Origin of the sequence: Rhodococcus sp. NPDC059969 (assembly GCF_042738325.1) — a bacterium.
In the GTDB taxonomy this organism is placed as follows: Bacteria; Actinomycetota; Actinomycetes; order Mycobacteriales; family Mycobacteriaceae; genus Rhodococcus_F.
On record NZ_JBHWUF010000001.1, the window covers coordinates 1,603,011 to 1,617,138 of the forward strand.

Here is a 14,128-nt window from a genome sequence, read left to right on the forward strand (position 1 = left end):
GATACTTCATTCATCACCGACTCAGGAGAGCCTGATGGCACCAGAAGTTGCGGTAGTTCTCGAGGGATACACCTACTTCGAATGCCCGCGCTGGCACGAGAACCGGATCTGGGTGTCGGACTTCTACACCTACCAGGTGATTTCGGCCCGCGAGGACGGGACCGACATACGCGTAGAGGCGGAGGTTCCAGGGCAGCCGTCCGGGCTGGGGTGGCTTCCGGACGGCAGATTGCTGGTCGTCTCCATGCGGGACCAGAAGATTCTGCGGCGAGAATCCGACGGCGAGTTGGTGGTGCACGCAGACTTGTCCGGGTACGTCAGTGCCAACGTCAACGACATGCTGGTCGACTCGCAGGGACGAGCGTACGTGGGCAACTTCGGGTTCGATCTGATGCACCTGGCTCCCGTCGAAACGGCAGATCTCCTCCGCGTCGACCCGGACGGGTCGGTGCACGTTGTGGCACGAGATCTCCACTTCCCCAACGGGATGGCTTTGACGTCAACCGGAGATCTACTCGTGGACGAAACCTTGGGGAATCGAATCAGCGCGTTTGCCGTCCAACCGGATGGCTCGCTGGGGGAGCGCCGCGACTGGGCGTCGTTCGGACCGGTGCCTGGTGGCCCCGAGATGGAGACCACTCTTGCACAGATTGTTGTTGCAGCCGATGGTTGTTGCGTCGACGGAGACGATTCGATGTGGGTGGCCGATGCACTCGGAAGTCGAATTCTCCACGTGGACCCGTCTGGCAAGATAATCGATGAAATTGCCTTCGAGAGCGGCGTCTTCGCTTGCGGGCTCGGCGGTTCCGACGGTCGTACGCTGTTCGTGTGTGCCGCCCCGGACTTCAACGAACACGCTCGCAAGGTGGCTACCGAAGGAAAGCTGCTGTCGATTCGTCTGGAGCCGTTGGCCTGACATGGAATTGGTGACCTCGCTACCTGCCGACACTCCGCTGCGGCAGGTAGCTCAGTACGTCGGCCGCATCGAGAATCTCGGTTTCGACACGGTGCACATCTCCGAGACCATTCGCGATCCGTTTGCGGTGGCGGCACTCGCCGTCGAGCACAGCACCACCCTCACTGTCCGGACGTCGATGGTTGTCGCGTTTGCACGCAGCCCCATGGTGACGGCTTTGGCTGCGTGGGATCTGGCGGACTTCTCGGGTGGACGATTCCAACTGGGGCTCGCGACGCAGGTGCGGGGAAACATCGTCGGGCGGTACTCGATGCCGTGGACGGATCCTGTTGCGCAACTGCGTGATTACGTCAGCGCTGTACGCGAGATCTTCCGAGTGTTCCAGGAGGGCGGTGAACTCGACCATGCCGGAACGCACTACACCTTCAACCGTCTGCAACCCTATTTCAACCCGGGGCCGATCGGCGTCCCCGCACCTGAGATATGGACAGGGGGAGTGAACTCTCGCATGTGCTCATTGGCCGGAGCCGTCGCCGACGGTTTTGTTGCTCACCCCACCAGCTCCCATCCGAAGGTGCTCGCGGAGAGGATCATTCCGGCTTTGGCGGCAGGCGGAAGGAAGCCTCGATTGATTGCCGTTCCGAAGACGATCACCGGCAAAGACCGTGCTGCGATACTTGCTCAACGAGAAGCGGTGCGCAGTGAACTTGCCTTTCTCTACTCCACACCGGCGTACCGAGTTGCGCTGGAGGTCCTCGGATTGTCCGAGGTCGGGGAGAAGCTGACTGCGATGGCGCGAACGGGCGATTGGGCTCGACTACCCGACGTTCTCACCGACGAGGTTCTCGACATCTTGGTCACGCAATGCACTTACACCGAACTCCCCGAAGCGCTGAGTTCGAAGTACGCGCACCTCTGCGACGGGATTGCACTGGCAGTGCCGACGGATCCCGCCGGCGACGTCGCTTTCACAGCGATGTGTGAGGAGCTTCGAGCCGGCGCAGCGTCTGCCCCGTGACGTCCAATCGGCGCGATCTACACTTTCGGCATGGGGCGCGTCTACGAAGGCATCGATGAAAAGCTCACCACGTGGTTGCAGGCTCAACCGTTGTTCGTCGTTGCCACCGCACCGTTGTCTGCTGACGGGTTGATCAATTGCTCACCCAAAGGTGGAGTCGGATCGTTTGTGGTGCTGACATCCACCCGGGTGGCGTACCTCGACCTGACTGGTAGCGGAGTGGAAACTATCGCGCACGTGCGTGAGAACTCGCGAATAACCCTGATGTTCATGGCATTTGGCGGACCACCGAAGATTGTACGGCTTCACGGCAATGCGCGCGTTCTACTGGCAGGGTCGGAACCGTTCAACGAGCTGGTCGGTAAGTTCCCCGACCACCCGGGGCTGCGGTCCATCGTCGTGGTTGATCTGACGCGCGTCTCGGATTCGTGCGGATACGCAGTACCGCTGATGGACTACCAATCCGACCGTGACGTGCTCGACCGCGTGGCGGAGATGAAGGGCCCGGAGCGGCTCATCGCCTATCGCGCCGAGAAGAACGCGAAGAGTGTAGACGGTTTGCCCGGTATCGACCCGTAGTGACGCGCTGGTTCTGTCCTTCGCTCAGTCGCCATCTCACCTGTGACGGGTGATGCGCGAATTCCGCGTGGCCGCCAGATTGGCTGCAGAGGGTTCCGCGTGAGGTCACGGTCCGATGGCATCGCGTGCTTGCGTGGGCGAGAAGACAAGAACCGGAGGAGAGTGCTCATGGGTGCTGAGACCAAGCCCGCAACGCCGTTCACGGTCGAGGTCAACCGCGCGGCAGTCGACGATTATCCGATGTCGGACCGCGAGGATTTCGGCGACGCGGACCGCGGATTCATCGCCGGGTGGGAGAACGATCAGGTCTTCAACGACAACGGTGATCTGATCCACGACGGTCAACCGCTCGAATACATCGCCGATGACAAACAGGCTCCGGAGTCGGTGAACCCGAGCCTGTGGAGGCAGTCGCAGTTGGTGAGGCGATGTGGGCTCTACAAGGTCGTCGACGGTCTGTATCAGGTCAGATTTGCAGTCAACCTGACCATCGTCGACGCCCCCGACGGACTCGTCATCATCGACACCACCACCAGCGCCGATCTTGCCAAGGCAGGCCTGGAGCTGTTCCGTCGTGAACTGGGCAACAGCAAGCCGATCGTCGCGATCATCTACACCCACACACATTTCGATCACTACGCCGGCGTCAAAGGCCTCGTCGACGAGGCAGACGTGGCTTCGGGCAAGATCCCGATCGTCGCACCCGGAACCATCGAATCGTTCAACAAGTTCGCGATCGGTGAGAACGTCATCACCGGCAATGCAATGTCGCGGCGAATGGGCTACACCTTCGGTTTGATTCTCCCGCAATGTGATTGTGGTCTGGTGACAGTCGGCCTGGGGTCTGGCGCCGACGGGATGAACATCCACATGACGTACATTCCGCCCACCGACGGCATCACGAAAACCGGCGAGGTGCGCAACCTCGGAGGATGGGACTTCGAGTTCCTGTACGCCCCGGACACCGAGGCGCCGGAAGAGATGCACATCTGGATTCCCGCCATCAAAGCGCTCACGTGCGCCGAGAACGCCAACCACTCGATGCACAATATTCAGACGATCCGCGGTGCGCGCACCCGAGATGCGCGCAACTTCGCCAGGTACTTGGACGAGACGTTGGTGCGATGGGGCGCTGACGTCGAAGTACATCACGGCCCGCACACGTGGCCGGTGTGGGGGAACGCCACAGTGGTGGAATTCCTTGAATCACAACGGGACATGTACAAGTTCATTCACGATCAGGCTCTTCGATTCGCCAACCAGGGCTACACGCCGCTCGAAGCTGCAGAGGTCGTGCGACTGCCGGAAGCCATCGGCCAGAAGTGGTACAACCGCTACTACCACGGCGGACTGCACCACAACGTGCGCGCAGTGTTCCACAAGGAGCTCGGCTTCTGGGACGGAGACCCTGCAACGATCTTGCCGTTGCTGCCCGAGGATCACGCCAAGCGGCACGTCGACTTGATCGGGCGGGAGAAGATACTTACCGAGGGTCGCAATGCTTTTGATGCAGGCGACTATCGGTGGGCGGTGCAGCTTCTCCATCATCTGGTTTTCGCCGATCCTGACGACGAGGAAGCGAAGAATCTGCAGGCCGACGCCTACGAGCAGCTCGGGTATCAGCAGGAAGTTCCGCAGTATCGGTCGATCTTCCTCGCCACCGCAATGGAACTGAGGAACGGGGTGACCGGTGCCGGCCAGGTCAACACCGACAGCACGGACACGATCTTGTCGATGCCGATCGATCTGCTTTTCGACTATGCGGGCGTGCACCTCGTTGCAGAGAAGTCGGACGACGTCGACATCTCCATCAACTTCAGTTTTGCCGACACCAAACAAGATTGGAACATGTGGGTGCGTCGAGCGGTTCTGAACGCACGCTCCGGACGGGCACCCGACGCGCAACTGACGCTCACGGGTCCGAAGCCGCTACTTGCCGGAATCCTGCTCCAACCGGGCAAGGCGTCCACCATTCTCGAAAGCGGGAAGGTCACGCACGACGGTGACGTCTCGACTCTTTCGCGCTTCGCCGACATCATGGACGTGTTCGACCCGAATTTCAACATCGCGACGCCGTGAGAAAGAAAGGCCGTGAGAAAGAAAGGCCGTGAGAAAGAAAGTGGGGCAGCCGATTGCGATATCGACTGCCCCACGATCTGTTGCAACACAGTGTGATTGAACTACGTTACTTCGCCATGTCCTGGGCTGCTCGGTAGGAGAAGACCATTGCCGTTCCCAGCGGAACTCCGGGGCCGGGGTAGAAGCGGCCGCTCAGTGACGCGCTCGTGTTGCCGGCGGCGTACAGGCCGTCGATGGCGCTGCCGTCGGCGCGAAGGACTCGACCGTTGACGTCGGTGACCAATCCGCCCTTGGTGCCGAGGTCACTGAGGACGATGCGAGCTGCGTAGAACGGACCGTTCTCGATGGCCGTCAGCGCCGCATTCGCGCCGCCGTTGGGCGGGCAGAAGAATGCGTCGTACGGGTCCTCTCCGCGGTGGAATTCTTCGTCGACGCCCAGTTTTGCTGCATCGTTGAACTTTTCGACGGTGCTGCGCAATGCGTCGGCCGGTAGTCCGGTCTTGGCGGCGAGCTCTTCGAGAGTATCGGCGCCCACCCAGGTTCCGGCTTCGAGGTGTTTGGCGGGTGCCGTGTTCGGGATGCAGATGGCGGGCAGCCCGCCACCCTCGCGTGAGTCGAAGATCATGAACGACGGTACGGCAGAACCGTTGTCGTCGTGATCATCCATTGCCCGGCCGAACTGGTCGTACGGAAGTGACTCGTTGAGGTAGCGCTCGCCCGCCTTGTCGACGACGAGGCCGCCGCGAACGCCGACCATGAAGGCTGCGCTGCCGTCGGGCTGCTCGACGCCGGGGCAGAACCATGCCTGATCGAGCAACGCGGTTGCGCCACCGACAGCGACACCGGCAGAGATCGCGTCGCCGGTATTGGCACCGAACGGGCCCATGCTCCAGATTGCCTTGCCAGGGGTGCCGGCCTGCTCACGCATCTCGGCGTTGCCTTCGATACCGCCCGCTGCCATCAGGACACCGCGGTTGGCCTTGATTCGCTGGGTTTCGCCGCCCGATTCGACCTCGGCCCCGACGACTCGTCCGTCTTCGACGATCAGGGAGGAGAGAACGGATTCGGTTCGAAGTTCTGCTTTGCCGGTGCTCTGGACTGCGGCCAGCAGACGGCCGATCAGTGCGCGCCCACCGATCATCGGGCCGGGAGCATGGCCTTGACCGGTGCGGTCTTGGTCCAGTTCCGGACGCACCTTGCCGGCGAGATCACCGATGTCGGCGGGATCAAGATCGAGCGGGTTGATGGAGCGTCCCGTGTCCATCCGGCCCTCGGCCTTGTAGTAGTCGGGAAACGCCCGGAACTCGAATTCGATGTTCGGGTTCTCCTCGAGCAACGCGACCACTGCCGGTGCGGTCTCGACGTAGGCGTCCTGGCGATCGGACTCGGAGTCGCCGAGCAGCGCGCGTAGATAGGTGCGTGCGTTCTCCGTCGAGTCAGGCAGTCCCGCGCGTTCCTGTACCTGGGTTCCCGGCAGCCAGATGGATGCACCCGAGTACGCGGAAGTTCCGCCGAAGCGATCGGTTTTCTCGAGGACGATCGTCGTCAATCCTCGAGCTGCCGCGGTGTATGCGCCGGTCAGCGCGCCGCCGCCGGAGCCGACTACCAACACGTCGCACTCGGTGGTCCAGTCCTGCATCATTGCGTCCTTACTCCAAGAGGGTGGGGTGTCCACGGAATACCGCACGGAGAGAGAAGGCCATGCCAGGTCCCACTGAGCGGGCAATATGCCGAGATGGGTGATCGAGATGCGAGAATTGGCGAGGTCGTTCGCGACCGAGACACAGAATCGATGATGGGGGCGACGTTGCCGAGAATTGCCGAGGTCAGGGACGCTGCCGAGCCCAGTTCGGACGAGCAGCGGGCGCGCCATGTGCGAATGTTGGAAGCGGCTGCCGAATTGGGGACCGAGAAGGAACTCTCACGGGTTCAGATGCACGAAGTCGCCAAGCGGGCGGGCGTGGCCATCGGCACCCTTTATCGCTACTTCCCCTCGAAGACGCACCTCTTCGTCGCGGTGATGGTCGAGCAGATCGATCAGATCGGCGACAGCTTCGCCAAGCATCAGGTTCAGTCGGACAATCCGCAGGACGCGGTGTACGAGGTGTTGGTTCGCGCCACTCGCGGGTTACTGCGTCGGCCGGCTCTCTCGACCGCGATGCTGCAGTCGTCCAGTACCGCCAATGTCGCGACGGTGCCGGACGTGGGCAAGATCGATCGTGGATTCCGGCAGATCATCCTCGATGCGGCCCGAATCGAGAACCCCACCGAGGAAGACAACACAGGTCTGCGTCTGCTGATGCAGCTGTGGTTCGGGGTCATCCAGTCCTGCCTCAATGGTCGAATCTCCATCCCCGATGCGGAGTACGACATCCGCAAAGGGTGTGACCTGCTTCTGGTGAATCTCTCACGACACTGACGTGACCTCGCCCTCTCGGGGGGTGAGTTCGTCATAGCTTCAAAATTGAAATCAATTCTATTATTGAAGGTGTCGTGGTGCCGAAGTGGCCGTTTGTGGGGGCATTGCCCTCCTCTCATTAATAGAATACATTGCAAAAAAGTTGACGGTGAGCCAGCTCACCGACCGAAAACTCCACGAAGGAGCGCACATCATGGGTCATGCAGTCATCGTCGAGGCCGCTCGTACACCGATCGGCCGTCGTCGCGGCGCCCTGGCGGGACTGCACCCCGCCGAGATTCTGGGAGCAGCGCAGCTCGGGGTCCTCGAGCGGGCAGGCGTCGCACCGGAAGACATCGGACAGATCATCGGCGGCTGTGTCACCCAGGCAGGTGAGCAGTCCAACAACGTCACGCGGCAGGCGTGGCTGCACGCCGGATTGCCGTACAGCACAGCCGCAACCACGATCGACTGCGCCTGTGGATCTGCGCAGCAGGCAGTGCATTTGATTTCCGGCCTGATTTCGTCTGGTCAGATCTCGGCCGGTATCGGCTGCGGCGTCGAGGCCATGAGTCGTGTGTTCCTGGGCCAGGCCAATGCGCCCGGAACGGGAAACCCGTACCCGGACGACTGGACCATCGACATGGGTGACCAGTTCACCTCTGCTCAGCGTATTGCCGAGAAGCGTGGCATCACACGCGCGGACGTCGACGCCTTCGGTCTCGAGTCGCAGCGCCGCACAGCCCAGGCCTGGGCAGAAGGCCGTTTCGACCGGGAGATCGTTCCCGTCAAGGCTCCCGTGGTGGACAAGGAAGGCGTGCGTACCGGCGAGATCGCCACCGTCACTCGCGATGGCGGCCTGCGTGAGACGACGGCCGAAGCGCTCGCCGGGCTCAAGCCGGTTATCGAAGGCCATATCCACACCGCCGGCAACTCGTCGCAGATCAGTGATGGCGCGGCTGCGGTACTGCTGATGAGCGAAGAGCGCGCACAGGAACTGGGATTGAAGCCCCGCGCGCGGATCGTCGCGTCCGGCATGGTCGGATCCGATCCCTTCTATCACCTGGACGGACCGATCGAGTCCACCCAGATGGTGCTCGACAAGGCCAAAATGACCTTGGACGACATCGATCTCGTCGAAATCAACGAAGCGTTTGCCTCGGTCGTGCTCTCCTGGGCGCAGGTTCACGGCGCAGACCTGTCCAAGGTCAACGTCAACGGTGGTGCGATCGCGCTCGGACATCCCGTCGGTTCCACGGGCGCTCGTCTGATCACCACTGCGCTGCACGAACTCGAGCGCTCGAACAAGTCGACGGCTCTGGTCACGATGTGCGCCGGTGGCGCTCTCTCGACCGCCACCATCATCGAACGCATCTGACCCGTACTGACACTGTCGAATTGACGAGGTAGACATGACTATTGGATTGAGTGAAGAAGATCGCGACCTCCGCGACTCCGTACGGGGCTGGGCGGCGCGCCACGCAACACCCACCGTCATCCGTGAAGCTGTCGAGGCGAAGATCGAAACCCGCCCGCAACTCTGGAACGGGCTTGCCGAGCAGGGGCTTCTCGGACTGCACGTAGCCGAGGAATTCGGTGGCGCCGGTTACGGACTGGTCGAACTCGCGATCGTCGTCGAGGAACTGGGACGCTCCATGGTTCCCGGTCCGTTCCTGCCGACGGTAGTGATCAGCGCTGTTCTCAGTGATGCCGGAGTATCGGGCAGACTGCCGGCACTCGTGGACGGAAGCACGCTCGGAGCTGTTGCACTGCAGCCGGGTTCGCTGAAGATCATGCGGGACGGTGACACTGCCACGCTGAGCGGTACGTCCAGTCAGATTCTCGGCGGTCATGTCGGCGACGTGTTCCTGCTCGCTACGGACAGCGGGTTCGTGTTGCTCGAACGCGATCGTCTCGAGGTGACAGACCTGGCCAGCTACGACGTTGTACGTCGTAACTCCGAGGTCACCGTCGACGGACTAGTTCTCGCTGATGCGGAAATCCTCACCATCGACACCCAGCGCGTACTCGACATTGCCGCAACGTTGTTCGCGGCCGAGGCATCCGGCTTGGCGGACTGGGCAGTCACGACCTCAGCTGACTACGCGAAGGTGCGTCAGCAGTTCGGTCGTCCGATCGGCCAGTTCCAGGGCGTCAAGCACAAGGCTGCTCGGATGCTCGCTCTTGCCGAGCAGGCACGCGTCTGCGCCTGGGATGCTGCACGTGCCCTGACGCCGGCGAACGGTGTCGGTGCCGAAGAGGCTTCTCTCGCAGCAGCCGTCGCCGGAGCAACTGCTCTGGAGGCCGGCTTCTCCGTCACGCGCGACTGCATCCAGGTGCTCGGCGGTATCGGCTACACCTGGGAGCACGACGCACACCTTTACTTGCGTCGTGCGCAGTCCTTGCGAATTCTGCTGGGTTCCACGGCATCCTGGCGTCGACGCGTTGCCGAGTTGACCATTGCCGGCACCCGGCGCGTGCTCAGCATCGAATTGCCGCCCGAGGCCGAGGCGATCCGCGCCGACGTTCGAGCCGAGCTCGCACCGGCGTTGGACCTCGAAGGTGCCGCGCAGAAGACGTATCTCGCGGAAAAGGGTTACACCGCGCCACACTTCACGGCTCCGTGGGGCAAGTCCGCCGATGCCGTCAGCCAGCTGGTCATTGCCGAAGAGCTACGCGCTGCGAAGATCAAGCCGCACGACATGATCATCGGCAACTGGGTCATCCCGACGCTCATCGCGCACGGCAACGAGGAGCAGCTTGCCAAGTTCGTCCCGCCGTCACTGCGCGGCGACATCGTCTGGTGCCAACTCTTCTCCGAGCCCGGCGCAGGTTCCGACCTCGCGGCTCTGAGCACCAAGGCCACCAAGGCAGATGGCGGCTGGAAGTTGCAGGGCCAGAAGGTATGGACGTCGATGGCACGCGACGCGCACTGGGGAATCTGCCTCGCCCGCACCGACGCCGACGCCCCCAAGCACAAGGGCTTGTCCTACTTTCTCATCGACATCAAGAACAGCGGTCTCGACATTCGTCCGCTGCGCGAGATCACCGGCGAGGCACTCTTCAACGAGGTGTTCTTCGACGACGTCTTCGTTCCGGACGAGTGCCTGGTCGGCGAGCCGGGTGACGGCTGGAAGCTCGCTCGCACCACGCTGGCCAACGAGCGTGTCTCGCTGTCCAACGACTCGTCTCTGGGATCGGGCGGCGAGGCTCTGCTGAGCCTGGTCGACGGACTTCCCGGTGGTATCGACGACGAGCAGCTGACGGTTCTCGGAAAGGTGCTGTGCGACGCACAATCCGGCGGTCTGCTCGGTCTGCGCACCACATTGCGCTCGCTTACCGGCGCACAGCCGGGGGCTGAGTCCTCGGTGGCAAAGCTGATCGGCGTCGAGCACATCCAGCAGGTCTGGGATGTGGCGATGGAGTGGGCTGGTCCCAGTTCCCTTCTGGGCGATCAGCATCGGATGTCTGCGACGCAGATGTTCCTGAACTCGCAGTGCATGTCCATCGCCGGTGGTACAACCAATGTTCAGCTCAACATCATCGGTGAGCGAATCCTGGGTCTGCCCCGTGACCCCGAACCGGGAAAGTGACCTGCACATGAGCAATCGCACCTTCGTCATCGGCGTGGGCATGACCAAGTTCGAGAAGATCGAGACCCGCGACTGGGAATACCCGGACATGGTGACCGAGGCAGTCTCGAATGCCCTGACCGATGCCGGGATTGGCTACGACCAGATCCAGCGTGCTGCAGTCGGTTACGTGTTCAACGCGTCGACTGCCGGCCAGCGAGCCCTCTACGAGATCGGTCTGACCGGCATCCCTATCTTCAACGTCAACAACAACTGCGCCACGGGGTCGACGGCGCTGATGATGGCGCGCGAATGGGTCCAGGCGGGGCAAGCGGACTGCGCCTTGGCTGTCGGATTCGAGAGGATGACCAAAACGGCGTTGACCGGCAACGGTGAGATGCCCAAGGTCACCACTTTGGACTCTCAGCTGAAAATCATGGTCGAGGACTACGGCTTCGCCCGCTCGCCCATGACCGCTCAGTTGTTCGGCAACGCTGCCGTCGAACACATGAAGAAGTACGGCACCACGATCGAGCAGATTGCAGCCGTGGCGGTCAAGAACCACAAGCACTCGGTCAACAATCCGTATGCACAGTTCCGTGACGAGTACACCCTCGAACAGGTACTGGGCGACAAGATGATTCACGAGCCGCTGACGCGCTCACAGTGTTCGCCGACCTCGGACGGTGCTGGTGCCGCAGTGGTCGTGAGCGAGAAGTTCGTGCGTGAGCACGGTCTCGAAGACCAAGCGATCGAGATCGTCGCGCAGGCTTTGACCACCGACACCGAGGCAGCGTTCGCCGAGAAGTCGATGATCGACGTGGTCGGTGCGCCGATGACGGCAGCCGCGGCCGAACAGGTCTTTGCGCAGGCCGGGATCACCATCGATGATGTCGACGTCATCGAATTGCACGACTGCTTCGCGATCAACGAGATCATCACCTACGAGGGCCTGGGGATGTGCGCGGTCGGAGATGGCGGAAAGCTCGTCGAATCCGGCGCAACCACCTACGGTGGCCAGTGGGTTGTCAACCCGTCGGGTGGTTTGATCTCGAAGGGACACCCGCTGGGTGCGACGGGCTTGGCACAGTGCGCCGAACTCACGTGGCAGCTCCGCGGGACGGCAAATGCCCGCCAGGTCGAGGGCGCTCGAATTGGACTGCAGCACAACCTCGGACTGGGCGGCGCGTGCGTCGTGACGGTCTACCGAGCCGGAACTTTGGAGAACTGATGGCTATCGATCTTGCAGCGGCATTGGCTGCCGAACCGACTGTGCGCGAGGCGTCGTGGACCGATCGCGACGTCATGCTTTACCAACTGGGTCTGGGGGCCGGCGTGAACGCGCTGGATCCTGCTGAACTCACCTGGGTGTACGAAAAGGGCCTGAAGGTACTACCGACATTTGCAATGGTTGCAGGCCAGGGAGTTTCGGCGGGTGTACTGCCAGCGCCGTCGATGAGCATGCCGGGAATCGACATCGACCTGCGCAAGATCCTGCACGGCGGGCAGTCGCTGTCACTTCACGCCCCGATCCCGTCGACGGGTACCGCGCGTATTTCCTCCCGAGTTGCCGACGTCTGGGACAAGGGAAAGGCGGCTGTGATCGTTCTCGAGACCGCAGCGCATGACCTTGACGGGAATCCGTTGTGGACCACAAGAATGCAGATCTGGGCGCGCGGCGAAGGCGGATTCGGCGGAGATGCCGGACCCGAAGTTGTTGCCGGGGTGCCTGATCGAGCGCCGGACAAGGTGCTGACGTCGAGCACCAGTCCCTCGCAAGCGTTGGTGTACCGACTCAGCGGAGACATGAACCCTCTTCACGCCGATCCTGCCTTCGCGAAGATGGCGGGCTTCGACGCACCGATCCTGCATGGTCTCGCGTCGTACGGCATCGTCTGCAAGGCAGTGGTAGACGGGATTCTCGACGGAGATCCGACCCGGGTGAAGAACTACTCAGTGCGGTTTGCCGGTTCGCTGTTCCCCGGCGAATCCATCACCACCTCGGTATGGCAAGACGGCAACACACTGACCTTGGCGGCGACGTGCCCCGAGCGCGAGAACTCCCCGGTTCTCACACACGCAACAATGGAGATCAACTGATGGACCTCGGTACGCACCCCACGTCAGCAACACATCCGGGCGGCACGATTCTGACGTCGCCGCCGCAGGACGCCCCGGTCGACCGGGCGACGGCAGCGGCGCGTCGCGTTGTCGACGCGATGCTGCGGACCGACCGCGGAAACGCCAATCTGGACCGGGTTGCGGAGGAGCTCAACAGCATAGCCGAGCACCTCGAGCAGCACTCGCCCGAGGTGGCCGAGCGGTTGATCGACATGTGGAACGGTGAGGGCGTGACTCGTCACGATCCAGTGACCGGTCCCGAGAACGCCATTGCGCCGCCGCTCGTCCTGGAAGGGCTTGCTGACGGTTCGGTGCAGGGAGTCGTCACGTTGACTCTGCCGTACCAGGGGCCTCCCGGTCACGTGCACGGCGGTGTTTCGGCGCTGTTGCTCGATCACGTTCTCGGTGTCGCCAATGCCTGGGGTGGAACCTCCGGTATGACAGCACAATTGAGCACTCGCTACCACCGCCCGACTCCGCTGTTCGAGCCCCTCACCATCAGCGGCAAGTTCCTTTCCAAGGACGGTCGCAAGATTCACACCGTCGGCGAGATCAAGACGGCGGACGGCGAAGTGTGCGTGTCCGTAGAGGGATTGTTCATCGACAAGACGGTGCCGCGCCCTAGGTAGGGGTTCTGATGAAGGAGGCCCCCGTGGGCAAGCTCGACGGACGTGTAGCAGTGGTCACCGGTGCCGGTATGGGCATCGGTCGCGGAGTGGCAGGCGCGTTTGCACGTGAAGGCGCGTCGGTCCTGGTTGCCGAGATCGACGAGGCAGCTGGTATCGAGACGGCGCAGTGGCTGCGCGACGAATGGGGCGTGGACGCGGAGTTCATCCGCACCGACGTCACTGACAAAGCGCAGGTTGTTTCCATGGTCGACCGGGCCGTGGAGCGGTTCGGACGCCTCGACATTCTGGTCAACAATGCTTGGCGGACTTTCGGTTTCGCTCGGTTCGAGAAGATGACCGACGAGCAGCTGCGCGGCGGTTTCGACATGGCAGTGATGGCGGCTTTCTGGGCCATGCAGGCTGCACTACCGGAACTCGAGCGTCACGGCACGGGCCGCGTGATCAACATGTGCAGCCTCAATGGCGTCAACGCCCACATGTATTCGGTGCAGTACAACGCGGCCAAGGAAGCTCTGCGGACGCTCACTCGAACCGCCGCGCGTGAGTGGGCTCCTCGGCAGGTGACCTGCAACGTCATTTGCCCCGGCGCGCAGAGCGCGGCGTACAAGCGTGTTGCCGAAGCCAATCCGGAGAACGTGGCCGTAATGGCCGCACAGAATCCGATGGGGCGGATCGGGGACCCTCTCGACGACATCGGTCCCGTTGCGGCCTTCCTGGCGAGTGACGACAGCCGCTACGTCACCGGCAACACCCTCTTCGTCGACGGTGGTGGGCACATCAACGGTGTGCAGTGGGCGCCGACGGTCGACTGATCGG

12 protein-coding genes are annotated in these 14,128 nt (G+C 62.4%); 11 read left to right on the forward strand and 1 reads right to left on the reverse strand.

All coding sequences use genetic code 11. The features are described 5' to 3' along the window. Window positions 1-34 precede the first annotated feature (34 nt). From ACFWAD_RS07495 to ACFWAD_RS07510, 4 genes are all read left to right on the forward strand, one after another. Window positions 35-916, forward strand: a complete 882-nt coding sequence (locus ACFWAD_RS07495; protein WP_378542521.1) for an SMP-30/gluconolactonase/LRE family protein — start codon at window positions 35-37, stop codon at window positions 914-916. A 1-nt stretch (window position 917) separates the two neighbouring features. Next, window positions 918-1,934, forward strand: coding sequence for a TIGR03617 family F420-dependent LLM class oxidoreductase (locus tag ACFWAD_RS07500; protein WP_378542523.1), 1,017 nt, complete (start codon window positions 918-920; stop codon window positions 1,932-1,934). A gap of 30 nt (window positions 1,935-1,964) precedes the next feature. Continuing rightward, window positions 1,965-2,513 (forward strand): pyridoxamine 5'-phosphate oxidase family protein, encoded by a 549-nt coding sequence (locus ACFWAD_RS07505; RefSeq protein WP_378542525.1) that lies wholly within the window; start codon window positions 1,965-1,967, stop codon window positions 2,511-2,513. A gap of 168 nt (window positions 2,514-2,681) precedes the next feature. Continuing rightward, window positions 2,682-4,592, forward strand: a complete 1,911-nt coding sequence (locus ACFWAD_RS07510; RefSeq protein ID WP_378542527.1) for an alkyl/aryl-sulfatase — start codon at window positions 2,682-2,684, stop codon at window positions 4,590-4,592. Between the two features lie 106 nt (window positions 4,593-4,698). Here the strand turns inward: ACFWAD_RS07510 and ACFWAD_RS07515 are convergent, their stop codons facing one another. Continuing rightward, window positions 4,699-6,231, reverse strand: coding sequence for an FAD-dependent oxidoreductase (locus ACFWAD_RS07515; protein ID WP_378542932.1), 1,533 nt, complete (start codon window positions 6,229-6,231; stop codon window positions 4,699-4,701). Window positions 6,232-6,384: 153 nt separating this feature from the next. Here ACFWAD_RS07515 and ACFWAD_RS07520 point away from each other — a divergent pair, with 153 nt between their 5' ends. From ACFWAD_RS07520 to ACFWAD_RS07550, 7 genes are all read left to right on the forward strand, one after another. Further along, the gene (locus ACFWAD_RS07520) at window positions 6,385-7,011 is read left to right on the forward strand and encodes a TetR family transcriptional regulator (RefSeq protein ID WP_378532734.1); all 627 of its coding nucleotides are present in this window, start codon (window positions 6,385-6,387) and stop codon (window positions 7,009-7,011) included. Window positions 7,012-7,204: 193 nt separating this feature from the next. Beyond that, window positions 7,205-8,368, forward strand: a complete 1,164-nt coding sequence (locus ACFWAD_RS07525) for a steroid 3-ketoacyl-CoA thiolase (RefSeq protein ID WP_378542529.1) — start codon at window positions 7,205-7,207, stop codon at window positions 8,366-8,368. A gap of 34 nt (window positions 8,369-8,402) precedes the next feature. Continuing rightward, entirely contained in the window at window positions 8,403-10,583 is a 2,181-nt protein-coding gene (locus ACFWAD_RS07530; protein ID WP_378542531.1) for an acyl-CoA dehydrogenase, read from the forward strand. 7 nt (window positions 10,584-10,590) lie between these two features. Then, on the forward strand, window positions 10,591-11,793 hold the full coding sequence (locus tag ACFWAD_RS07535) for a lipid-transfer protein (RefSeq protein ID WP_378542533.1): 1,203 nt from the start codon (window positions 10,591-10,593) through the stop codon (window positions 11,791-11,793). Continuing rightward, window positions 11,793-12,662, forward strand: coding sequence for a MaoC/PaaZ C-terminal domain-containing protein (locus ACFWAD_RS07540; RefSeq protein WP_378542535.1), 870 nt, complete (start codon window positions 11,793-11,795; stop codon window positions 12,660-12,662). Before ACFWAD_RS07535 ends, ACFWAD_RS07540 begins: the two co-directional genes overlap by 1 nt. After that, the gene (locus ACFWAD_RS07545; RefSeq protein ID WP_378542537.1) at window positions 12,662-13,312 is read left to right on the forward strand and encodes a PaaI family thioesterase; all 651 of its coding nucleotides are present in this window, start codon (window positions 12,662-12,664) and stop codon (window positions 13,310-13,312) included. Before ACFWAD_RS07540 ends, ACFWAD_RS07545 begins: the two co-directional genes overlap by 1 nt. Before the next feature lie 23 nt (window positions 13,313-13,335). After that, window positions 13,336-14,124 (forward strand): SDR family NAD(P)-dependent oxidoreductase, encoded by a 789-nt coding sequence (locus ACFWAD_RS07550; protein ID WP_378542934.1) that lies wholly within the window; start codon window positions 13,336-13,338, stop codon window positions 14,122-14,124. Window positions 14,125-14,128 lie beyond the last annotated feature (4 nt).